Origin of the sequence: Tardiphaga sp. 841_E9_N1_2 (assembly GCF_051811065.1) — a bacterium.
In the GTDB taxonomy this organism is placed as follows: Bacteria; Pseudomonadota; Alphaproteobacteria; order Rhizobiales; family Xanthobacteraceae; genus Tardiphaga; species Tardiphaga robiniae.
In genome coordinates, this window is the sequence record NZ_JBPWQC010000001.1 from 3,960,828 (window position 1) to 3,983,628 (window position 22,801).

Below are 22,801 nucleotides of genomic sequence, written 5' to 3' on the forward strand. Positions count from 1 at the left end.
TCCCGGCGTCTTCCGGATTGACTAGCGAACTGGCTTGCAAAGCTCAGGCCGCAACGGCCTGAGGAAGGATCGGAGCGATCGGATCGAAGCGGGTGCCCGCGCGCAGGCAGAAGGCCGGCTGCAGCAGGCCGTTCGCAATCACGTCGGTGTTCTCGTTGTCGCGCAGGATGTAACGACCGGGCTTTTCTACGAGCACCGAGACATCGGCATCCATGCCGACCTTGAGCGAGCCGATCTTGTCGGACAGGCCGATCATCTTGGCTGGGTTCGACGTTACCATCGGCACCACTTGTTCTAGCGTGAGGCCGAGCGAAATCATCGAGCTCATCGCCTGCACCAAGCTGAACTTGGCTTGCCCCTTGAACGGATGGTTCTCGTCATCCTCGTGCTCGTCCGGCGTACCGGCGGGAGCGGGCACCTCGGTGTTGTAACCATGGATGTCGGCGCCGAGCGTATTCGGCACGATGCCGGCAGCAATCGCCTTCTTGGCCAAACGATAGGAGAAGTGGCTGCCATGGCCGACATCGATCTTGAGGCCACGATCAATCGCCGCCTGGATCACCGGATGCACCTCGCCCTCGCGATTGACGAAGCCGCCGGGATGCCGCGTGAACGGGTGCGCGAGCACGTCACCTTCCTTCAGCAGCGGAATCACGCGCTCCAGAATCGTATCGACGTCCTCGCCATTATTGCCTGACTCCGGCAGACCCCAGAGCTGGCCGAAATGCACGTAAACCGGCAATTCCGCGCGCTTGCCGATTTCGGCCGCCATTTCCATCACGCGAATCCCCCAGCGCGCGAAGCCGCCGATTTCCGCATGGGCTTTGATGCCGCGAACGAGATCGCGATTGGCCACCGCCGATTTCACGGTCGCGTCGATATCGACGCCATCGGGGCTGTAGAGGTTGGGATAGAAATGTCCTTCGAGACCGCCGACAAGATAGGCCGACAGAAACGCGTAGACGCGCGATTTCGCGGGCTCGGCGATGAAGTGACGAAAGCCGGGCAGCGTCATGCAGGACGGACCGCCCTGATCGATCAGCGTGGTGACACCGGACTGCACGCCGACCATGTCGGGCTGCATGCCGAAACGACCACTGACATACTGATAGACATGCGCATGGGTATCGATCATGCCCGGCAGCACCAGCTTGCCGGTGACATCGACGACTTCCTTCGCGCTGGTCGGCAGAATGTCCGACTGCACGGCTGCGATCTTGCCGTTGCGAATGGCGACATCCTTGAGGCCGTCGATGCCGGCTGCGGGATCGATAACGCGACCACCGCGCAGCAGCAGGTCGAATGAGGCAGTAACAGACATGGCGATCTCCTTACGCTTTGGCGGACCCTCTTTAGAGGTTCACCAAAATACGAAGCATACTTCGTATTTTACAAAAGCAAAGTCCGTGCCATAAACATTGCGATGCGGTAGTTTTTCGACGCGCTCGCACCATACGAGCCGTAGCCGACACAAGGAGAGACTGCGTTGCCCCAGGCCAAGCCGCGCCGTGACAAGCCCGTCCACAAGCCCTGGCCGCTGGCCCAGCGACCGGGATTTTTGATCAGACGGCTACACCAGATCCATGTCGCGCTGTTCCAGGAAGCCTGCAGTGCCTTCGAGATGACGCCACTCCAATACAGCCTGCTGTCTGCATTGGCGGCGCGCGGAACTGCCGATCAGACCAGCTTAGCTGCTGATATTGCTCTGGATCGCACGACCACGACCGGCGCGCTGAAGCGACTCGAAGCACGCAGGCTGGTCGAGCGTCCGGTCAGCGAGGATGACCGCCGCGCCCGCGTCTGCCGGCTCACACCCACCGGTGCAGCCCTGCTCGACAAGATCGAAAACGCCGCACGCGAGGCGCACCGCGCCACGCTCGGCAACCTCACCAAGACGGAACAGACCGCGTTTATTGCCATGATGCAGCGCATTGTCGCAGCGAACAGCAGCCGCGACGGAGCCGCTGATCTATCGGATTGAAGGTCGCCGACGCGGTTCTTCCCAGATTAGAACGACTATAAATTAATCAGCCTGATCGCGGCGCAGGCAGACAATTATTCAGGACCGCAGCATCAGCCGTTCATCCGGCGGTGCGATTTCGGTGACGAGATCGCGGATCAGCGCCTTTTTCGGCAGCGGCGCGAGCGTCGTCATTCCCTCTTTGAGCCGAACCGTGCAGGCGTAATCGACCTTGCCATTGATCAGCATCATGCATTCCTTGCACGCATTCGCATTGATGCAGGAGAAGCGAAACGCCAGCGAGGGATCCATGCTGCGCCTGATGGCGCGCAAGCCATCGAGAATGGACTGGCCGTGTTCAAAGGGAATGTCGAACGTGTCCTGATGCAACGCTTCGCCGAGTGCGCCGCGCTGAATGCTGAGCGTCGCCTTCATGCGGCAGCCTTTCCGGTGGTGGGCATCACTTTGCGCAGGGTCATGTCGCCATCCGACATCGACACGATCTGGTTGACGCTCCACGCATCATCCAGACCGAGATGATCGTCGCGCTGATGGGCGCCGCGGCTTTCCGTACGCGCGAGTGCCGGCGCGGCAACAGATTGCGCGACAGCGAGCATGTTGCGCAGATCGAGCCAGTCGGCCAGTACAGGATCAAACGCGTCTGCAGATGCAAATGGCGCATCGCCGATATCGGCCTTCAATTGCGCGATGGCTGATATCGCCGCACGCAATTTCGCATCGGTGCGGAACGGACCGACATCGTCGGCCATCACGGCCTGCAGCTTCACGATGACCGCTGCGGGATTTGGCGCTTCGCGCTTGCTGGCGCTGCGCAGCAGATCGATTGTCGGCTTGGCAGCATCGGCTGACCACATCGACGCATTCTGCTTCACGCGCTCTGCAGCACTGCGGCCTGCACGCGCGCCGAACACGAAGGCTTCGGTGATCGCATTGCCCGACAGCCGGTTGGCACCATTGGCACCGCCGACCGCTTCGCCGCAGGCATAGAGGCCAGGCACGCCGGTCGCCATCATCTCGTCCACACGAATGCCGCCCATATGATAATGCGCGATCGGCGCCACCTCGACCGGGCGCTGCGCGAGATCGATGCCGTTTTCGGCGAGCCGATCCACCACCGGCCCGAACGCCTTGCGTATCTCGGCTTCAGGCACATGCTGGAAGCTCAGATAGGCGCCGCCCGCGGGGCTGCCGCGGCCGGCTTCGACTTCCTTGGTGATCGCATAGGTCGCGAGATCGCGCGTCAGTTTATAGGTGCCGTCGCTGCGCTTGTCGCGCGTCGCATAGTCCTCTTCGAATTCGCGCATCTCGGAATTGAGCAACTTGCCGCCGAGCTTGTAGCGGAACGGGTCCCACATGATCGGATCCATGCCGACGAGGCGCGGCGCGAGATGGCCGATCGGGAAGAACTGCACGAATTCCATATCGATGAGTTCGGCGCCGGCGCGGAGTGCAAGCGCATAACCGTCGCCGCCCATATTCGACGACGCGCTGTTGCGCCGATAGAGCCCGGTCAATCCACCGGTCGCAATCACCACCGCTTTCGCGGCCAGCGTCACCGCCTGCCCGGTCGGCAGATGCAGCGCCGTAGCGCCGCAGGCTTCGCCATCACGCAGCGCGATATCGACGATGGTGAGATCGCCGATGCGGCGAATGCCGCTGGCGCTGTTGAGTTGCGTACGCAGCGTCTTCGACACCGCAGGACCAGTGGAGAGAAAATCCACATAGGCGCAGCGCGGTCGATCATGTCCCGGCGCCTGCGCCTGTTTGATATGGCCGTCCTCGCGCGCCCAGCCGACCTTCCAGGCATCCATTTCGCGCAGCCGCTGCGGGCCATCTTCGCAGAGCAACGCCGCAAGACGTTCGTCGCACAGCCCGCGGCCGGCGGCGAGCGTGTCGGCGAAATGATGTTCCCAGTGATCCGGTGTCTGCTCGCCCAAAGCGGCTGCGACCGTCATCTGCGCCATGACCGTGGCGCCGCCACGCCCGATCAAGCTGCGATCGGCAAGAATGACGGACGCGCCACCCTTCGCCGCTTCCAGCGCCGCATACATGCCGGCACCACCGGCGCCGATCACGAGAACATCGGCTTCGAGATGGATGGGAACCGAAGTATTGGGAGAAGGTGATGTCATGGTCAGGCGAGTGTCTCTTCAAACAAAGGCGTTGTCAGCAACCATCGCCGTGCCAGAACCATGCCATGCGGCATCTCCCGTCGTCAGATCTCAGTGCGCAGGATCGCCCGCGCCAGTGTCTGTGCACGCGGAACGATGCTCTCGATATCCAGCCACTCCAGATCGGTATGGACATTGCCGCCGACCGGGCCAAGCCCGCACAATGTCGGCGTGCCGACGCTGGCGGTGAAACCGGAATCTGCGCAGCCGCCGGCAAATTCGCCGGTCAGCGTGGTCAGGCCGGAATCCACTGCGGCCGCCTGATAGGCTTCGAACATCGCCTTGGCGGCGGCGTCCTGCACCAGCGGCAGGAATTCGCCGTTGATGTGCAGCTTTGCCGTCGTGCCCGGCACGGTCGATGTTGCGATGATCTTTTCAATCGCGTCCATGATGGTCGCGCGATCGGCGGGGTCGATGTAACGGAAGTCGATCTCGCCTTCGGCATGCGGCGCCGTGGTGTTGACCGATTGGCCGCCCGACGCCAGGCCGACATTCAGCGTGATGCCCTTGTCCATATCGGTCAGTGCATGAATCTGCACGATCTTGTGCGCGAGCTCGCCAATGGCGCTGATGCCGACAGAGAAGTTATTGCCGGAATGCGCGGCCTTGCCGAATACCTCGAAGCGCATGAACACGCCGCCCTTGCGGCCGGTGGTGATATTGCCGGTCGGACGCCCCGGTTCCGAATTATAGACAGCACGGGCCGCACGACCCTCGCGCTCGATGATTGGCCGCGACGAGCGCGACGCGATCTCTTCATCGCCGGTGATCAGCAGCTTGATCGGGCACGGAGCGGCATCGAATTTCTTCAGCGCTGCGGCCACGAACACGTTGATGACGACGCCGGCCTTCATGTCCGCAACGCCCGGGCCATGGGCCAGGTTGCCTTTAATGGTGAAGGGACGCTTGGCAACTTCGCCCTTGGGAAACACCGTATCGCGATGGCCCATCAGCAGGATTGGCTTCTCGTTGCTGCCGGGCTTGGTGATCAGCCCATGCACGGCATCGCCATAGACATCATGGGGCTCGCGCCAGGTCTCGATGCCGTAGTCGGCAAAATGCTGCTCGAAGCGCGCGCCGACGGCATCGACACCTTCCTTGTCGAAGGAGCCGGAATCGATGTTCACGACGTCGCGCAACAGGTCGATCATCGGCTGCTTTTGCGAGGCAAGCCATTCGATAATCCGGGTTTCGGTAGTGTTTGACATGAATTGTCCTTCGGTCACTCTTGAGCGCTTGCGTTGCGCGTTCTTACTTCGCCATCGCCACGGCGGGCAGCGCTACATTCGACTTGCGCATCATCATGCGCGCGACGGCTTCGCCGATCACCACGGTTGTGAAGTGCGTGTTGGCACGGCAATCCGACGGCATGATCGACGCATCGGCAACGCGCAGACCTTTGAGGCCTTTCACGGTGCCATCCGGATTGACCACGCCACCCGCGTCCTTGAAGCCGGTCATGCGACAGGTGCCGGCGGCGTGCTGGATATCACCGGTGTCACGGCGCAGCACGGCTTCGAGCTCGCGCGTCGGCAGCGCCGCCGCCTGCGGCAGCGTCATGTCGGTATCGGTGAGGCGGATCCAGTCCGCGATGCCGGCCAGCGCCGGCTGCGTGGTGATCACGGCAAGCCGCTTCACGGCATCGACCATCCGCAGCATGTCGCGGGGGTCTGCCAGCATGTTCTCCTCGACGATCGGGTCGATCGACGCATCGGTCGATGCGAGCTTCAGCGTGCCGCGTGAGAACGCATTGAACAGGCCGGCGCCGATGGCACCGGGATTGCCGATGCCACGGTGATTGAACGCGATCAGGATCATGTCGCGCTTGCCGCCGTCAGCCAAACCCGACGAATAGGTGACGCAGCAATTGGTATGGCGGGTGTCCTTATCCTTGGGCGCTATATCGTCCTGCAGCTTGATGGTGGTGCGAAACAGCGGATGATCGAAGAAATTGCGGCCGACGGGCAGATCGCATTCCACGGCGATGCCCATGTCCTTCAGCTCGTCTGCCGGTCCGACGCCCGAGCGCAGCAGGATCGCCGGGCTGTGGATCGAGCCGCCACACAGCACGATCTCGCGCGCGCTGACTTCCTGCGTGCCCTGCCCCTCGAAGTGCACGATCACACCGGTCGCCTGACCGTCCTTGATCACAACGCGATCGACCAGCGCATGACCGCGGATTTCGAGATTGGCGCGGCCGCGCGCCGGCTCCAGATAGCCTTCATTGGTGGAGATACGCCGCAGATCGCGGCTGTTGATCGGGTAGCAGGCAGCGCCCTCGCCATCCGGCCCGTTGACGTCGTCGCACCACGCATAACCCGAGGCCAGTGCTGCATCGCGCAGACCCTTGTCGATCGGCCCCCATGTCTCGGGCGGCGCGCGATAGACCGGCAGCGGACCACCACGGCCATGGCCGGGCCTGTCGCCGAAGTCCAGATCGTCCTCGATCACCGAGAATAGCGGCATGATCTCCTTGGCTGACCAGCCGGTGCACCCCAGCGATGCCCATTCGTCGAATGCATTGGCGACACCGCGGATCGCGATCTGGCCGTTCATCATCGACGAGCCTCCGAGGCCCTTGCCGCGCCAGTAGAAGCGCTGATCCTGTCCGGCGACGCGACGCGAATGCAGCTGCGGCCACTGCCACTTTTCCTGGAATTCGCGCTGGTGAATGATCGGGATCGGGTTCGCCGTGGTGACTTCCCACGGCGCATCCGCCGCACGCCAGTCGAGCCCGGCTTCCAGCAGCAGCACGCGCGTGGCGGGATTTTCGGAGAGCCTGGCAGCCACGGCAGCGCCGGCAGATCCACCGCCGACGACGATCACATCATACATAGTGCTTCATTTCTTTCTGCTGCGGCGCCCTACGCCGATCTTGTCCGGCCGAACGCGTGCAAAATCCGTTCCCGCCATTATGCGCCCGGTGCACAGCAGACGCCAGCACGCGCGCTGCAGAGGCAACGCGCGGCAAAGGCATGGCGGTTGGAAAAATATGGCCACAAGTTGTAGCGGTGATGGATTGAACGGAAAGAGCCGCCTCAGAGGGGATCGCCAGGCTTCTTCGCCGGCGGATCCTCATCGAGAATCGCGCGCCATCCCGCACCTTCCAGATCCTCATACTGTCCGCTTTTCAGCGACCACATGAAGGCCCACAGGCCGAGCAACCCAAGCGCGAGCGCCAGCGGCACGAGGACGACGAGGGACTGCATGGTTGGACCTATTTCAGCACGAGGCGGTTCCTAGACAGGAACATGCGCTGTCCGCCGGCCTCGCCTTCAAGCACCAGATCCCACAGTCCCGGCGCAAGTTCGGCGACCTTGCCGCGATACAGCACTCCGCCAGCCCCGACGAGCTCAACCGGCCGGTCCGCGCGACGATCCGCCGGCCGCTCCAGCCGACCGGTGAAGGTCAATCCCGCGATCGGGTTGCCGTTGCGATCGCGCGCTTCGACGCGGACGGCAGCATCACCTGCAGCATCGCGCTCGACATGCGCGCTGACCTTCCAGCCGCGACTGCTCTGGCCGCGCGCGGCCTCGATCTCGTTGCCGTAAGCGAGGCTCGCTGTATAGGGACTATCCACCTCGACACCCGGCAGCGTCTCCAGCGCGAATTTCATCATGACGACATTGACACCGATGATCATGCCGAAAAACAAAATCAGGCAGATCAGGACGAACCGGCCAGTGATCGGACGAGGTGCGGCAACGGCGGCGCTCATACTGTTCTCCTTCACGGTGCAACGAAATGATCGGTCGCCGACGCCATGTCGCCATGGACGGCATCGGTGACACGCATCACGAGCGGGAGCGACTTTTCGGAATTGATTGCCGCGGGCGCCGTCACCAGTACGCGCAGCTCGGTAGTCTGGTCGCGGCCAAGCACGATCTCCGGCCGGCCCGATGACACCGCATCCATGCCCACCACATGCACCGTGGCGTTAACCGGCCCGTTGACATCGAGCGTGACCACGCGGCCGGCGCCACGCTTGTTCAAGAGGCGCACCGTATAGGCATTGCGGATCGAACCGTCGCTGAGGCGCACGGCAACCGGATTGCGATCATGCAACACGTTGATGTCGAGCAGCGAACGGTTCAGCAGCGCGTAGAGCATCACCGCACCGACAGCGACAATCATGCCGACATAGGCCACCGTACGCGGCCGGATGATGCGATAGATTTCGGACTTGCCCGCCTTACGCCTGGCAATGTTGATGTCGGTGTCATAGCCGATCAGCCGGGTCGGCCGGCCGATCTTGGCCATCACGCCGTCGCAGGCGTCGATGCACAACCCGCACTGGATACAATCCATCTGTAGTCCGTTGCGGATATCGATGCCCACCGGGCAGACATTCACGCACTGATGGCAATCGATGCAGTCGCCGGCAGGCTGGCCGAGCGCACGCAACTCCGCAGCCTTCTTTAGCGAGGTCCGTTGCTCGCCGCGATCGATCTTGTAGGTGACGTTGAGCGCCCATTCGTCGGTGAGGGCCGCCTGGATGCGCGGCCACGGGCACATATAGAGACAGACCTGCTCGCGCATCCAGCCGGCCAGTGTGTAGGTCGTTGCCGTCAGGATTGCGATCCAGATATAAGCCAGCGCCGGCGCCTGGAAGGTGACGAGTTCCTTCACCAGCGTCGGCGCATCGTTGAAATAGAGCACCCAGGCGCCGCCGGTCCACCATGCGATCAGGAGCCAGATCGAATGCTTCATCGTCAGTTCGACGACACGCTGCAGCGTGAGCCCTTCGGCCTCCTTCTTCATCCGCTCGCGGCGGTCGCCTTCGATCAGGCGTTCGACGGCGAAAAACAAGTCGGTCCAGACTGTCTGCGGACAGAGATAACCGCACCAGACGCGACCACCGATGGCATTCATCAGAAACAGCGTGAGGGCGGCAAGGATCAGCAGGCCGGTGAAGAAATAAACTTCCTGCGGCCACAGCTCGATGAAAAAGAAATAGAAGCGACTGTTCGGCAGATCGACCAGCACCGCCTGATCGGGGGCACCGGGACCGCGGTTCCAACGCACGAAGGGCAGCAGATAATAGATGCCAAGGCAGACCGCCATCAGCGCCCATTTGACGTTGCGATACCTGCCGGAGACCTTCTGCGGATAGACTTTTTTCTGCGCCGCATAGAGCGGGCCGTAGTCGAATTCCTGGGGCGTAACAGGCTTGTTCATGAAGGTCACTCTCGTCCTTGGAATGACCCTAGACTTCGCCGGTGCGATGCAATTGATGTACGTCAAAGGCACGCGCGGGATTGGCCGCGCGCGCTATGACTCATTGTCCACCCCCCAGCGAATGGACATAGATCGTCAGTGCCTTGATGGTCGCCGGATCGAGACGGCCAATCCAGGCTGGCATCACGCCGTTGCGGCCATTGGTGATGGTCTCGACGATGGTCGCCTCGTCCGAACCGTAGAGCCAGATGTTGTCGGTCAGGTTCGGCGCCCCCATGTCGGGATTGCCCTTGCCGGCGTCGCCGTGACACGAAGCGCAATTGTCAGCGAACAGTTTCTGGCCGGCATTCGCGTCGTAACCCTTGGCCGTCGGCAATCCGGACAGTGAGCGCACGTAGTTCGCAACCGTCTCGATCTCCGGCTTCTTCAACATGCCGTCGCGGCCAAAGGCCAGCATCGATCCTTCATGCGATTCCGCATGGGCGGAACGCGCGCCGAACTGGATGGTCTTCTCGATCTGCTCCAGTGTGCCGCCCCACAGCCAGTCGTCATCGTTCAGATTGGGGAAGCCCTTGGCACCGGTCGCACCAGTGCCGTGACACGGCGCGCAATTGTCACCGAACACCACACGGCCTCTGGCGCGCCCCAGTGCCAGCAGCGCCGGATCCTTCTCAATTTCCGCGAGCGGCGCAGCGCCGAGCGTCGCCATCTTGCCTCCGCGGATCTTCTCGAGATTGGCGAGATCGACGGCGACATCCGCACGCGACGAATAGCCCATGACTCCCGTCGCATAGCTCTGCACCAGCGGCCAGGACGGATACACGACCCAATAGCCGATCGCCCAAACGATGGTGAGATAGAAAGTCATCACCCACCAGCGCGGCAGCGGCGTGTTGAGTTCTTTGATGCCGTCCCAGGAGTGACCCGTGGTGGTCTTGCCAGTGGCCTTGTCGAATTCGCCTTCGTGATCGCTCATGATCTGATCAATCCTCTCGCAACGGCTGACGCGCGGCTGCGTCAAACATCGCCTTGTTGCGGGGCCACAATGCGTAGGTCAGAATTGCAATGAAGATTCCGACAAAGACCGGCGTCCAGAATGTGAGGACGAGGTTCGACGCGAAGTTCTCGACGGTCAGGATTGCGCGCATGCTTCCATCTCCTCAGCGGAGGTTTGCTTTTTCGTTATAAAGTTTGAAATCGACCAGCGTGCCCAGCATCTGCAGATAGGCGACCAGTGCATCCATCTCGGTGGGCAGACCCGGCTTGCCATCGAAGTTACGTGCCACCGATTTCGGATAGCGCTTGAGCAGCGCGTCGGTATCGCCATTGTCGGGATCGGCCTGGGTCTTCAGGTCCGCCACCGCATTGGTGATCTGATCGTCCGTATAGGGCACACCCACCGCGCGGTTGGTGCGCAGATGATCGGCGACGTTCTCGGTGCTGACAGGCGTCTCGGCCAGGAACTTGTAGGACGGCATCACCGATTGCGGCACGATGGCGCGCGGATTGCTCAGATGCGTGACGTGCCATTCATCGGAATATTTCGCGCCGACACGCGCGAGATCCGGACCGGTGCGCTTCGAGCCCCACTGAAACGGATGGTCATACATGCTCTCTGCCGCCAGCGAGTAATGCCCGTAGCGTTCGACCTCGTCACGCAGCGGCCGCACCATCTGCGAATGACAGAGATAGCAGCCCTCGCGGACATAGACGTTGCGTCCCGCCAGTTCGAGCGGCGTGTACGGCCGCATGCCCTCGACGGCTTCGATGGTGCTCTTGAGATAAAACAAAGGTGCAATCTCGACGATGCCACCGATGGCGATGACGAGAATGATACCCGCGATCAGGACGATCGAGTTCTTCTCGAAGATTTGGTGCCGGCTCCAGAACGACATGATTGATCCTCACTCAGCCGGCTGCAACGTGGCGCCAGGGCTCGACAGCGCGCCCTCTTCCGCCTCGCCGACGCGCACGGTCATCCACAAATTCCAGGCCATGATCAGCGCACCGATCAGGAACAGCCCGCCGCCCGCTGCACGGATGATGTAGAACGGGTGCATCGCTTCGACGCTTTCGATGAAGGAATATTCGAGGAAGCCCAGCGACGTGTAAGCGCGCCACATCAGCCCCTGCAGGATGCCCGACACCCACATCGCCGAGATGTAGAGAACGATGCCGAGCGTCGCGATCCAGAAGTGCCACTCGACCAGCTTCAGGCTGTAGAGCTGCTTGCGATTCCACAGCCACGGCACCAGGCAGTACAGCGCGCCAAAGGAGACGAAGCCGACCCAGCCGAGCGCGCCGGAATGCACGTGACCGATGGTCCAGTCGGTATAGTGGCTGAGCGAATTGACCACCTTGATGGACATCAGCGGACCCTCGAAGGTCGCCATGCCGTAGAACGCCACCGACACCACCAGCATACGCAGCACTGGATCGGTGCGCAGCTTGTCCCATGCGCCGGACAGTGTCATGAGGCCGTTGATCATGCCCCCCCAGGAGGGCATCCAGAGCATGATCGAGAAGGTCATGCCGAGCGTCTGCGTCCAGTCGGGCAGTGCCGAATAGTGCAGGTGATGCGGACCGGCCCAGATATAGAGGAAGATGATCGCCCAGAAGTGCACGATCGACAGCCGATAGGAATAGACCGGCCGCTCGGCGCGCTTCGGAATGAAGTAATACATGATGGCGAGGAAGCCGGCGGTGAGGAAGAAGCCTACCGCGTTGTGGCCATACCACCACTGGAACATGGCATCCTGCACGCCGGCCCAGGCGACATAGGACTTGGAGCCGAAGACCGAGACGGGCAGCGCCGGGTTATTGCCGAGATGCAGCACCGCGATGGTGATGATGAAGGCGAGATAGAACCAGTTGGCGACGAAGATATGCGGTTCCTTGCGCTTCACGAGCGTCATCAGGAACACCAGCAGATAAGTTACCCAGACGATGGTCAGCCAGAGATCGGCGTACCATTCCGGTTCGGCATACTCCTTGGATTGCGTGACGCCGAGCAAATAGCCGGTGCCGGCAATGACGATGAAGAAATTATAGCCGAGCACGACGAACCACGGCGCAAGATCGCCAGCGAGACGGGTACGGCAGGTCTTCTGCACCACGAAGAACGAGGTCGCGATCAGCACGTTGCCGCCGAAGGCAAACACCACCGCCGACGTATGCAGTGGCCGCAGCCGGCCGAACGAGGTCCAGGGCAGATTGAAATTCAGATCGGGCCATGCGAGCTGCAAGGCGATCAGCAGCCCCACCGTGAAGCCGGCGATGCCCCAGAACACCGAGGCCACAGTGGCGAATTTGATCGGCCCGAAATTGTAATTCGGCCGCCCGTCGATCTCCTGCGGCGGCAATGCGCCGCGCTCGAAATAGCGATTGAGGATGACGAACACGGAGGCCAGGCTGGCGAAGCCGGCCAGCGTCACGTGAAAGGCATAGGCTGCATCTTCCGCGTTGGCCGCTGCGATGATGGAGAGAAATACGGTGGCCGCGAGGATCACGGTCAGACCGGCCTCACCGATCGTCATCCACTTCACGCTGTCAGTCTGGTTCGTCATGATGATTCTTTCCCGAGCACACACCCATCAATCACGGCGGCGCGCTCAGTGAATTGATTGAAATCAAAGTCGGGGGAAGCTTGCTGGCTGCGCGAGGCGTCAGGCGAGAGCGGGAGCCGCGGTTTCGGTGTCCAGCAGCCGGATGCGGCCCGGCAGAATCTCGATCGTTCCGCGGCGTTCGAGCTTGGCCAGCGTCCGGCACACGGTCTCGACGGTGAGGCCGAGATGATCGGCGATATCGCGCCGGCTCATCGGCACCGGGAGCGGATCGACATCGCGGCCGAGCCGTACCAGCCGGTCACGCCAGCATGTCAGAAACACAATCAGTTTCTCTTCAGCCACGCGGCGGCCCAGCGAGAACATCTTGTCATGTGCATCGGCGATCTCGGCCGCCATCAGCGCGACGATCTCGTTCAACACATAGGGCCGGTGACTGGCGAATTGCGCGAATTTCTCACGCGGGATTTCCCAGACCACTGCAGGACCGATTGCAGCGGCGGACACTTCATGATGCCCCTGCGTTGCGATCTCTAGGATGTCGCCCGGCAGCGCAAAACTTGTGATCTGGCGACGACTATCGCATTCAGTCCTGTAGATGCCGACCACACCCTCGACCACGCTGAAGCACTTGCCGGCCGGCGCTCCCTGCGTGAACAGGACATCCTGCGAAGTGTAGGGCACCCGCTCGCCCAAGGCCATCAACTGACGCAGATCGGCGGCGCCCAGATGAGACAGGAAGCCGCCCGGCTGCGCAGCAGCATTCGCACAAGGCGCAGCGAACGACGATGCAGCCATCAGCTTTGTCATGCGCTTCCCGGGTTTCGTTGGCCTCGCGGAAGTGCGGGGCACTTTTGGATAACCGGATCCGCGCGGCACACATTGATACACATCAATCGCCTCTTACCTCTCCGCGCATCTTGCACGGGGGAGGTCGGGTCGCGCGCATCGCGCGTGATCCGGGTGAGGGGCGGCGCACTGCAGTTGCCGCCTAACAAGACCTATCGAATCGAAGAAGCGGAGATGGCAGTGGCTGAGGTGCCACGCCCCTCACCCCACCCCTCTCCCGCACAGAGCGGGGAGAGGGAGCCGGCCGCGTCTGCCGCAACTATTCAACCCTAACGCGGCCGGATGAAACTAAAACATCTCGCTTTCGATGGCCGCAACCGTCCCGGCATCGAGCAGATGCGCACCCCAACCGCGTTTCGCCAGCGCATGCGACAGCTTCGGCGACACCAGCAGCAACAGCACAGTCATCATCAGCGGCACTACGCTGAGCCAGTCGATGCGCACCGGCGTGAGCTCTTCGGTGCTGCCGGCATAGTCGCCGCGGCGACGCAGGATATCGTGGCAAATGCATAGCAGATCGCGCCTGTCGCCGCCGCGCTGCGCCCTGCCGAGCAGCACCTGCATGGCCTGATGCGTGACGACGCCCTCGCGCGTCACCGGTGCGACCTCCGGCATCTCGCCAAGCGAGATCCGCAGCAGCAGATCGACCAGATCAACGCCGGCCAGATAAGCCGCCATCGGCTCCACCAGCCGCGGATTGCAGTCGATATAGAATGGCCCGCCGTCATCGTCCGGCATGATGAAGTCGATCGACAGCGCGCCGTGCCAGGCGAGATGCCTGCCGATAGCCGCGAGATCGTCGCGCACACGGTCGCGCCGCGCGCTGCGCTTGATGGCATCGCCGCCGCCGGCGCCCTCCATGATCTGACGAGTGGCGTGAAAGCCGACCAGCTCGCCGCGGCAGAACACGCCCTGCGCCTTCTCGGTCGCGCCCGTGACGTGGGCCTGCACCAGCAGCTCGCCGGCAAAGCTGTTGCCGGCCTCAAGCTCTCTCATTGCCAGCGCGAGGTCGGCATCGTCACGCACCATCCAGACGCCGCGGCTGGCGGTGCCGATGGCGGTCTTGATAACGCAGGGGAAGCGGACAGCGTTGCGGAGCACGTCAGCGCCGGCGACGATCTGGGTCTCGGGTTGCGGCAATCCGAGCTCGCTCAGCATACGGCTGAAACCGGCCTTGCTATGCGCCGCCCGGTAGCTCGCGAAGGACGGCAAGGCCAGGCCGGCCAGCGGCCTCAGCCGCTCCTGCACTTTCGCGAACAGGAAGCCCTGTTCGTGGATCGGCAGCAGCACGCCATAGTCGCCTGTCGCCAGCAGGCCTTCGATGAACCGCAGGAAGTCCGAGGGATCGTCCCTCATTCCCGGGCAGCGGTGATATATGCGGACAAATCGCGAGAACCGCGCCAGCCCGGCAGCGGCGGGATCGCAGACATCCACCACATGGCCGGCGAGGCCGAGCACGGTGACAGCCTCCCGCGCGGAGGTGCTGGTGCCTTCCGACAGCAGTATCCGCAGCGGCTTAAAATCGGGCTGCTCGTCATCATGCTCAATCATGTCGCATTCCCGGGCCGTGGTCGCGTTTCCCGCTGCTGCCCTGCACGGGCCGCAACACCTGCATGTCGCAGTGCTGATAGACATTAACCTGCTGAGAACGTAGGCATAGCGCACCTTTTCGAGGCTGCAAAAAGCGGCCATCAGCCGCCTTGGGTGGAAACGCATATGGTCGATATTCCGGCCTCGACCTCGCATCTTGCCGCGCGTGACCACGTCCCTTCGGCTACGCGGACGCTGACGGCGATTTCCACCGCGCATTGGGTCAGCCACTTCCACATCTTCGTACTGCCAATGCTGTTCCCGTTCCTGAAGGACCGGCTCGGCGTCGGCTATATCGAACTCGGCTTCGCCCTCACCACTTTCGCTGTCGTCTCCGGCCTCACCCAGGCGCCGATCGGCTATCTCGTCGACCGCATCGGCGCGCGCAAAATCCTGATCCTAGGCGTCACGCTCGGCGGCTGCGCGCTGATCGCGCTCGGCCTGTTGCTGAGCTATCCCGCCCTGATCGTCTGCGCCGCGCTGCTCGGCCTCGCCAACAGCGTCTATCATCCGGCCGACTACGCCATCCTCGCCGCACATATGGACGAGTCGAAGATGGGCCGCGCATTCTCGATCCACACATTCGCAGGATTCGTCGGCGGCGCAGTCGCGCCTCCCCTGATGGCGGCACTGCTGGTCGGTATCGGTGGCCAGGGCGCGCTGATCGTCGCGGGCGCCATCGGCGTGGCCATCGCACTGATGCTGATCGTGGTCGGCATTCCCGATGCCGGCGCGATGGCTGATGGCGATGACGCCAAGGGCGCCGAGTCGCCCAAGGTCAGCATGATGACCCCGGCGATCCTGATGCTGACGCTGTTCTTCACACTGCTGTCGCTGTCGCAGAATGGCATCAACAGCTTCGGCATCGTCGCGCTGATGAATGGCTACGGCACATCGCTGTCATCGGCGAATATCGCCCTCACCGCTTTCCTCGCGGCCAGCGCCGTCGGCGTGCTCGCCGGCGGCTGGCTGGCCGATCGGACCAGACACCACAGCCGCGTCGCCGCCGTGTGTTTCACGATCAATGCCGCCATCATCTGTGCCATCGCAGTGTTCACGCTGCCGATGCCGGTGATCGTCGCCGCCATGACCACCGCGGGCTTCCTCGGCGGCGTACTCACGCCGTCGCGCGACATGCTGGTGCGCGAGGCCGCCCCTCCCGGCGCTGCCGGCCGCGCCTTCGGCATCGTCTCCACCGGCTTCAATTTCGGCGGCATCATCAGCCCAATCCTGTTCGGCTGGTTCATGGACCACGCATTGCCGCACTGGGTATTCGGCGCATCCGCCTGCTTCATGGCGGCGACAGTGCTGCTGGCGCTGGTGTCGGAACGCAGGCGGTAACGGGTTGTCGTCCCCGCCTGCGTGGGGACGGCGGGGAGCGGTTCTGTTATAGTCTCCGCCGCATGCTCACGGTTCGCCATCTCACCAAATCCTATCGCTCAGCCCAGGAACAGATCGCCGTTCTGCGCGGCGTCGATCTCAGCGTTGCCGCAGGCGAGAGCGTGGCGCTGACCGGCGAATCCGGCAGCGGCAAGAGCACGCTGTTACATCTGATCGCCGGCCTCGATGAAGCCGACGGCGGCGAGATCCGACTCGGCGACATCATCGTCACCGGCCTCCATGATTCCGCCCGCGCCGCCTTACGCCGCGACCGGCTCGGCCTCGTGTTCCAGCAGTTCAACCTGATCCCGTCGCTGTCGGTCGCCGACAATCTGGCGTTTCAGTCGCGCATCTCCGGCAAGCACGACGCAGCCTGGCAAAGCGAACTCACCGAACGGCTCGGCCTCAGCGCGCTGCTCAGGCGCTATCCCGAACAACTCTCCGGCGGCCAGCAACAGCGCGTCGCCATCGGCCGCGCGCTGGCCTCGAAGCCGCTGCTGCTGCTCGCGGATGAACCCACCGGCAATCTCGACGAGGATACCGCCGACGAAGTCTTGAGGCTGGCGCGCGATCTCGTCGCCCGCACCGGCTGCGGTTTCCTGATGGTGACCCATAGCGAGCGTCTCGCCGCCACGCTGGATCGTCACGTCCATCTCCATGCAGGATTGATCGCGTGAGACGCGCGCTCTGGATCCTTGCGGTACTGCTCAGCCACTGGCGCCGGCATCCGATGCAGTTCGCCACGCTCCTGATCGGCCTGATCGCCGCGACCGCATTGTGGAGCGGCGTGCAGGCGCTCAACCAGCAGGCGCGCACCAGCTATGACCGTGCGGCCGCCGCCTTCGGCGGGACACGTACATCAATGCTGGTCGCAACCAATGGCGGCGCGTTTTCGCAACAGCTCTTTGTCGATCTGCGCCGCGCGGGCTGGCCGGTCTCGCCGGTCGTCGAAGGCCGCGTGCAAGTCGGCGGCCGCTCGGTGCGCCTGCTCGGCATTGAGCCGGTGACCATGCCGATTGAAGCCAGCGCTGCGACGGAGATCGGCAGGAACGGCGTGCAGGCGTTTCTCACGCCGCCCGGTCAGGCGCTGATCGCGCCGGAAACGCTGGCCAGCCTCGGCCTTACTGAGGGGGCGACGCCTGCGCTCAATGACGCCACAAAACTCCCGCCGCTGAAACTGCAGCCGCAGCTCGCGCCCGGTGTGCTGGTGGTCGATATCGGCATCGCGCAGAAACTCCTGAAGATGCCGGACCAGATCTCGCGCCTGCTGATCAGCAGCGCCAAGGGTCCCCGCACTTCGCTCGGAAGCGTCGCCGGCGATCAGTTGCGATTGGTGCAGCCCGATGCGGAGACCGACCTCGAACGTCTCACCGACAGCTTCCATCTCAACCTCACCGCCTTCGGCCTGCTATCCTTCTTCGTCGGGCTGTTCATCGTCAATTCGGCCATCGGCCTCGGCTTCGAACAGCGCCTGCCGATGCTGCGCACCTTGCGTGCCTGCGGCGTCTCGGCGCGGCAGCTCAACAGTGTGCTGATCCTCGAACTCGTCAGCATCGCACTGATCGCCGGCGCCATCGGTCTCGTCTGCGGCTATTTCATCGCCGCATCGCTGCTGCCCGATGTTGCGGCCAGCCTGCGCGGGCTCTATGGCGCGCAAATCCCGGGGCAACTGACACTGAAGCCCGAATGGTGGTTCGCTGGTCTCGCGATTTCCATCGTCGGCGCGCTGCTGGCAGCGACATCGAGCCTGCTGAAAGCTGTCCATCTCCCCTTGCTCGCCACCGCACAGCCCTATGCCTGGCAACAGGCACAGCATCGCTGGCTGCGGCTGCAAGGCACGGGCGCATTGCTCGTATTCATCGCTGCCGGACTCGCGCTCTGGCTTGGCGACTCCCTGATTGCCGGCTTCTTCGTGCTTGCCGCATTGCTGCTCGGCGCAGCGCTCGCATTGCCGGTTATCCTCGGCATCGTCCTTGCTGGCGGTGAACGCAGCACGCGACGGCCGCTCGTCGCATGGTTCTGGGCCGACAGCCGGCTGCAACTCTCCGGCCTGTCGCTGGCGCTGATGGCGCTGCTGCTGGCGCTCGCTGTCAATGTCGGCGTCGGCACCATGGTGGAGAGTTTCAGCCGGACCTTTACGGGATGGCTCGACGGGCGGCTGGCGTCCGAGATCTATCTGAACGCGGCGAGCGAGAAGCAGGCGAGCGAGATCAAGACCTGGCTGAAGACGCGCCCCGATGTGCAGGCAGTTCTGCCGGGCAGCCGCACCGACGTGCAGTTCAATGGTGCGCCGATCGAGTTGCTCGGCTTCGCCGATCACGCCACCTATCGCGATCAATGGCCGCTGCTGGATTCAACCAGCGACGCATGGGATCGCGTGCGCAGCGGCGACGGCGCGCTCATCAGCGAACAACTCTCGCTGCGCATGAAGCTCAAACCCGGCGACCGTCTGGACGTGCCGACGCCGACCGGTACATGGCCGATGGAGATCGTTGCCGTGTATGCGGATTACGGCAATCCCAAAGGCCAGATCGGCGTGAACATCGATGCGCTGGTCAAACATTTCCCTGATATTTCGCAGACCCGCATGGGCCTGCGCGTGGCCCCCGCGGCCGTGCCCGCGCTGATCGCAGCCATCCGTACGCGCTTCGGCCTTGATGGCCGCAGCGTGGCTGACCAGACAACGGTGAAAACGGAATCGCTTGCAATCTTCAACCGCACTTTCGCGGTCACCGCAGCGCTCAATGCCTTTACGCTTGGCGTTGCAGGCGTCGCGCTCCTCACCAGCCTGCTCACGCTGAGCAATTCGCGCCTGCCCCAACTGGCGCCGCTCTGGGCCATTGGCATCACACGTCGCCGCCTTGCCGGTATCGAGCTGTTGAAGACACTGTCGGTTGCCTTGATTACCTCACTGCTGGCGCTGCCGCTTGGGCTGCTGGTGGCGTGGTGCCTCATCGCTATCGTCAATGTAAAGGCCTTTGGCTGGCGCCTGCCGTTCCATGTGTTTCCGCTGCAACTGGTCCAGTTGCTCGGCGTTGCCATGTTGGCCTCGCTGCTCGCAGCTCTGCTACCGATCCTGAAGCTGCTGCGCATGCAACCGGCCACGCTGGTGAAAGTGTTCGCCAATGAGCGATAGCCTCATCACGCGTCGCAATTTGATCGGCGGCATCGCGCTGCTCGGGCTCGGCGGTTCACGCGCATTCGCCCAGGGCTTTGCCGGCCTCGGCCGCGACGCCGAAGGTTTTGCGGCTGTCGTTCCGGGCCGCCCCATCACCTTTCCGGCTGATCACGGCCCGCATCCGGATTATCGCATCGAATGGTGGTACCTCACCGCCAATCTCACGGACGCATCAGGCAATGCCTATGGCGCGCAGTGGACGCTGTTTCGTCAGGCGATGGCGGCGGGCGCGCCAGACGATGGCTGGGCGACGCCGCAGATCTGGATGGGCCATGCGGCGGTGACATCGGCAACCGCGCATCATGCAGCCGAGAGTTTTGCCCGCGGCGGCGTCGGTCAGGCCGGTGTCACGACAACACCGTTCCGTGCATGGATCGATGCGTGGGAAATGCGCGGGCTTGAGAACTTCGACGACAGGTCGGTTGCGCCGCTCGACCTATCGGCATCGGCGGCGGATTTCAGCTACCGGCTACGGCTCACTGCGCAGCAGCCGCTGGTGCTGCAGGGCGACAACGGCTTCAGCCGCAAGTCGGAACGTGGGCAAGCGTCGTATTACTACAGCCAGCCCTATTTCACCGCATCGGGCGTGCTGACCATCGACGGCAAGGAGATTGCCGTCACCGGCCGCGCCTGGATGGACAGGGAATATTCCAGCCAGCCGCTGGCTTCCGACCAGACCGGCTGGGATTGGTTCTCGCTGCATCTGCCTGATAATGCAAAACTGATGTTGTTTCGCCTCAGGCAGAAGGACGGCGCGCATTATTTTGCCGGCAACTGGATCACCGCGGACGGAAAATCCGAACAGCTTGCCCCAGGCGCTATAGACATGACGCCGACAGTCATGACGGAGATCGCCGGCCGCAGGATCCCGACGTCATGGAAGGTATCGATCGCATCGCGCGGATTGCAGATCGCGACCTCGCCGCTGAATGCCAAGAGCTGGATGACGACGAGCTTCCCCTATTGGGAAGGGCCGGTGAGCTTCACCGGCAGCCACAGCGGCGTGGGTTATCTTGAAATGACGGGATATTAGGGGGTTATCTTCTTAACCTCTCCCCGCTCTGCGCGGGGAGAGGTCGAAATGCGAGCGGAGCGAGTATTTCGGGTGAGGGGCATGGCATTGAGTTTGCCCCACTTACCACACCCTCGGATCGCACCATCCGACCCGCGAATAAGAGCTTATATTTTCCGCCATACCTCGCCCCTCACCCGGAGCCGTCGCTTCGCGCCGGCCCCGACCTCTCCCCGCAATGCGGGGAGAGGTTAAGGAAGATCAGCGCTTCGATTTTACTTCGTCAGCGGGCAGCCGCTCTCGGCCGCGGTCGGATAGGCCTTGTCGCCGGGCACCACGGCGAGCTGCTTGTAGTAATCCCATGGCTTCTTGGATTCCGACGGCTTCTTGACCTCGAACAGATAGAGGTCCTTCACCATGCGGCCATTGGCGAGCACTTTGCCGCCCTGGGCGAAGGCGTCATCGACCGGAAGTTCCTTCAGCTTCTTCGCGACGGCTTCGGAGTCCTTGGTGCCTGCCGCCTTGACTGCCTTGAGGTAGGACAGTGTCGACGAATAGGTGCCGGCCTGGATCATGTTCGGCATGCGCTGGGTGCGCTTGAAGAAGCGATCGGCAAACTCACGCGACTTGTCGTCGCGATCCCAGTAGAAAGATTCCGTCAGCACCAGACCCTGGGCAGCTTGCAGGCCGAGGCCGTTCACTTCGGCCAGCGTCAGCAGGAGGCCGGCGAGCTTCTGGCCGCCGGCGACGATGCCGAATTCAGCCGCCTGCTTCACGGCGTTGGTGGTGTCGAGGCCGGCATTGGCAAGGCCGATGACCTTTGCCTTGGACGCCTGCGCCTGCAGCAGGAAGGACGAGAAGTCAGACGAGTTCAGCGGATGGCGAACGGCGCCGAGCACCTTGCCGCCCTTTGCCTTCACGATGTCGCCGGTGTCCTTCTCCAGCGAATAACCGAAGGCGTAGTCCGCCGTGAGAAAGAACCAGGTGTCGCCGCCAGCTTCGGTCAGCGCGCCGCCGGTGCCAACACCCAAGGCGCGTGTATCGAACGACCAGTGGAAGCCATAGGGCGTGCAAGCATCGCCGGTAACGCGCGACGAGGCCGCGCCGACCACGATGTCGATCTTCTTCTCCTGATTGGAGAGCTCCTGCACCGCGAGCGCCACCGACGAGGTGGTCAATTCAGTGATCATGTCGACGCCTTCGACGTCATACCAGCGCCGCGCGATCGAGACGGCGAGATCAGGCTTGTTCTGGTGGTCCGCGGTGACCAGTTCGATCTTCTTGCCGAGCACCTCGCCGCCGAAATCCTCGATCGCCATCTTGGCAGCTTCGACCGAATATTTGCCGCCGTAATCGGCATAGACACCGGACTGATCGTTGAGAATGCCGATCTTGACGCCTTGCGCCGAGGCCGGCGCGGCCAGGAAAAGACCGCACAGCGCAGCCGTCGACAACAGTCCGAATTTCATCAATGCCTCCCAGGTTTTCAATTTGGGCGCACGCTATGTGAGAAGCTCGGGACGAACCAGATAATCTTTCGACTTAGCCGAAATGTGCAGATCAGCTTTGCGTTAGTTCAAGACCACGCCCAACGACGATTGCTGCAACGCACGCGCGCGGTCACTGCATCCGCTTTTTCAGCGCAGCATCGATACAGGCGAGTTCCCGCTCGATCTCCGCGACCATCGAGACAGGATCGGTGTCGGAGATCAGGTGCATCTTCTCGTATGTCCCGTCCTGAATGCTCTTCAGGATGGCCAGGCGATCGTCCCGATAACCCTGCAGGCGCTCGAAATCGCCGCGCTCGGCATATTTCGCGATGAGTTTCTCGAAGACAGTGCTCATGGGGGAATTCCTTGGCATCAAAAGCGCGAGGACGAATGCCCCGCGCCGTGAACG

Annotated in this window: 21 protein-coding genes; 5 read left to right on the forward strand and 16 right to left on the reverse strand. The window is 62.8% G+C overall.

The window, feature by feature from the left end; translation table 11 throughout:
- Positions 1–43: 43 nt before the first annotated feature.
- Positions 44–1,321, reverse strand: a complete 1,278-nt coding sequence (locus AB8A50_RS19055) for an amidohydrolase/deacetylase family metallohydrolase (RefSeq protein ID WP_439078592.1) — start codon at positions 1,319–1,321, stop codon at positions 44–46.
- 165 nt (positions 1,322–1,486) lie between these two features.
- On the opposite strand from AB8A50_RS19055, the gene AB8A50_RS19060 reads away from it, so the two are divergent.
- Positions 1,487–1,981: a MarR family winged helix-turn-helix transcriptional regulator gene (locus AB8A50_RS19060; RefSeq protein ID WP_439078593.1), complete on the forward strand. Its 495-nt coding sequence runs from the start codon at positions 1,487–1,489 to the stop codon at positions 1,979–1,981.
- A 78-nt stretch (positions 1,982–2,059) separates the two neighbouring features.
- Here AB8A50_RS19060 and AB8A50_RS19065 read toward each other — a convergent pair whose 3' ends face one another.
- The 13 genes from AB8A50_RS19065 to AB8A50_RS19125 all read right to left on the reverse strand — a co-directional run bounded on the left by AB8A50_RS19065 (position 2,060) and on the right by AB8A50_RS19125 (position 15,293).
- The gene (locus AB8A50_RS19065) at positions 2,060–2,395 is read right to left on the reverse strand and encodes a 2Fe-2S iron-sulfur cluster-binding protein (protein ID WP_439078594.1); all 336 of its coding nucleotides are present in this window, start codon (positions 2,393–2,395) and stop codon (positions 2,060–2,062) included.
- Positions 2,392–4,113, reverse strand: a complete 1,722-nt coding sequence (locus tag AB8A50_RS19070) for an FAD-binding protein (protein WP_439078595.1) — start codon at positions 4,111–4,113, stop codon at positions 2,392–2,394. The genes AB8A50_RS19065 and AB8A50_RS19070 overlap by 4 nt, the downstream gene beginning before the upstream one ends.
- A gap of 83 nt (positions 4,114–4,196) precedes the next feature.
- Positions 4,197–5,360: a M20 family metallopeptidase gene (locus AB8A50_RS19075; protein ID WP_439078596.1), complete on the reverse strand. Its 1,164-nt coding sequence runs from the start codon at positions 5,358–5,360 to the stop codon at positions 4,197–4,199.
- A gap of 43 nt (positions 5,361–5,403) precedes the next feature.
- Positions 5,404–6,987 carry a GMC family oxidoreductase gene (locus AB8A50_RS19080; RefSeq protein ID WP_439078597.1) on the reverse strand — a complete coding sequence of 528 codons (1,584 nt, stop codon included), beginning with the start codon at positions 6,985–6,987 and terminating at the stop codon, positions 5,404–5,406.
- A gap of 203 nt (positions 6,988–7,190) precedes the next feature.
- Positions 7,191–7,361 (reverse strand): cbb3-type cytochrome oxidase assembly protein CcoS, encoded by a 171-nt coding sequence (gene ccoS / locus AB8A50_RS19085; RefSeq protein WP_089267801.1) that lies wholly within the window; start codon positions 7,359–7,361, stop codon positions 7,191–7,193.
- A gap of 8 nt (positions 7,362–7,369) precedes the next feature.
- A complete protein-coding gene (locus AB8A50_RS19090; protein WP_439078598.1) occupies positions 7,370–7,870 on the reverse strand; it encodes a FixH family protein in 501 nt (166 codons plus the stop codon).
- 11 nt (positions 7,871–7,881) lie between these two features.
- Positions 7,882–9,330 carry a cytochrome c oxidase accessory protein CcoG gene (ccoG, locus tag AB8A50_RS19095; protein WP_439078599.1) on the reverse strand — a complete coding sequence of 483 codons (1,449 nt, stop codon included), beginning with the start codon at positions 9,328–9,330 and terminating at the stop codon, positions 7,882–7,884.
- Positions 9,331–9,430: 100 nt separating this feature from the next.
- The gene (gene ccoP, locus AB8A50_RS19100) at positions 9,431–10,306 is read right to left on the reverse strand and encodes a cytochrome-c oxidase, cbb3-type subunit III (protein ID WP_231078862.1); all 876 of its coding nucleotides are present in this window, start codon (positions 10,304–10,306) and stop codon (positions 9,431–9,433) included.
- A gap of 7 nt (positions 10,307–10,313) precedes the next feature.
- Positions 10,314–10,478 carry a cbb3-type cytochrome oxidase subunit 3 gene (locus AB8A50_RS19105; protein WP_068729582.1) on the reverse strand — a complete coding sequence of 55 codons (165 nt, stop codon included), beginning with the start codon at positions 10,476–10,478 and terminating at the stop codon, positions 10,314–10,316.
- 12 nt (positions 10,479–10,490) lie between these two features.
- A complete protein-coding gene (gene ccoO / locus AB8A50_RS19110) occupies positions 10,491–11,225 on the reverse strand; it encodes a cytochrome-c oxidase, cbb3-type subunit II (RefSeq protein WP_439078600.1) in 735 nt (244 codons plus the stop codon).
- Positions 11,226–11,234: 9 nt separating this feature from the next.
- Positions 11,235–12,866: a cytochrome-c oxidase, cbb3-type subunit I gene (gene ccoN / locus AB8A50_RS19115; protein WP_439079997.1), complete on the reverse strand. Its 1,632-nt coding sequence runs from the start codon at positions 12,864–12,866 to the stop codon at positions 11,235–11,237.
- A 129-nt stretch (positions 12,867–12,995) separates the two neighbouring features.
- Positions 12,996–13,703 (reverse strand): Crp/Fnr family transcriptional regulator, encoded by a 708-nt coding sequence (locus AB8A50_RS19120; RefSeq protein WP_439078601.1) that lies wholly within the window; start codon positions 13,701–13,703, stop codon positions 12,996–12,998.
- Between the two features lie 327 nt (positions 13,704–14,030).
- A complete protein-coding gene (locus tag AB8A50_RS19125) occupies positions 14,031–15,293 on the reverse strand; it encodes a hypothetical protein (protein WP_439078602.1) in 1,263 nt (420 codons plus the stop codon).
- 165 nt (positions 15,294–15,458) lie between these two features.
- Here AB8A50_RS19125 and AB8A50_RS19130 point away from each other — a divergent pair, with 165 nt between their 5' ends.
- The 4 genes from AB8A50_RS19130 to AB8A50_RS19145 all read left to right on the forward strand — a co-directional run bounded on the left by AB8A50_RS19130 (position 15,459) and on the right by AB8A50_RS19145 (position 20,923).
- Positions 15,459–16,673, forward strand: a complete 1,215-nt coding sequence (locus AB8A50_RS19130; RefSeq protein ID WP_439078603.1) for an MFS transporter — start codon at positions 15,459–15,461, stop codon at positions 16,671–16,673.
- A 62-nt stretch (positions 16,674–16,735) separates the two neighbouring features.
- Positions 16,736–17,389: an ABC transporter ATP-binding protein gene (locus tag AB8A50_RS19135; protein WP_439078604.1), complete on the forward strand. Its 654-nt coding sequence runs from the start codon at positions 16,736–16,738 to the stop codon at positions 17,387–17,389.
- A complete protein-coding gene (locus AB8A50_RS19140) occupies positions 17,386–19,848 on the forward strand; it encodes an FtsX-like permease family protein (protein WP_439078605.1) in 2,463 nt (820 codons plus the stop codon). Before AB8A50_RS19135 ends, AB8A50_RS19140 begins: the two co-directional genes overlap by 4 nt.
- Entirely contained in the window at positions 19,838–20,923 is a 1,086-nt protein-coding gene (locus tag AB8A50_RS19145; RefSeq protein ID WP_439078606.1) for a lipocalin-like domain-containing protein, read from the forward strand. Before AB8A50_RS19140 ends, AB8A50_RS19145 begins: the two co-directional genes overlap by 11 nt.
- Positions 20,924–21,177: 254 nt before the next feature.
- Here AB8A50_RS19145 and AB8A50_RS19150 read toward each other — a convergent pair whose 3' ends face one another.
- Both AB8A50_RS19150 and AB8A50_RS19155 read right to left on the reverse strand, forming a co-directional pair.
- The gene (locus tag AB8A50_RS19150) at positions 21,178–22,371 is read right to left on the reverse strand and encodes an ABC transporter substrate-binding protein (RefSeq protein WP_089267812.1); all 1,194 of its coding nucleotides are present in this window, start codon (positions 22,369–22,371) and stop codon (positions 21,178–21,180) included.
- Between the two features lie 151 nt (positions 22,372–22,522).
- Positions 22,523–22,747 carry a hypothetical protein gene (locus AB8A50_RS19155; protein WP_089267813.1) on the reverse strand — a complete coding sequence of 75 codons (225 nt, stop codon included), beginning with the start codon at positions 22,745–22,747 and terminating at the stop codon, positions 22,523–22,525.
- Positions 22,748–22,801: the final 54 nt, after the last annotated feature.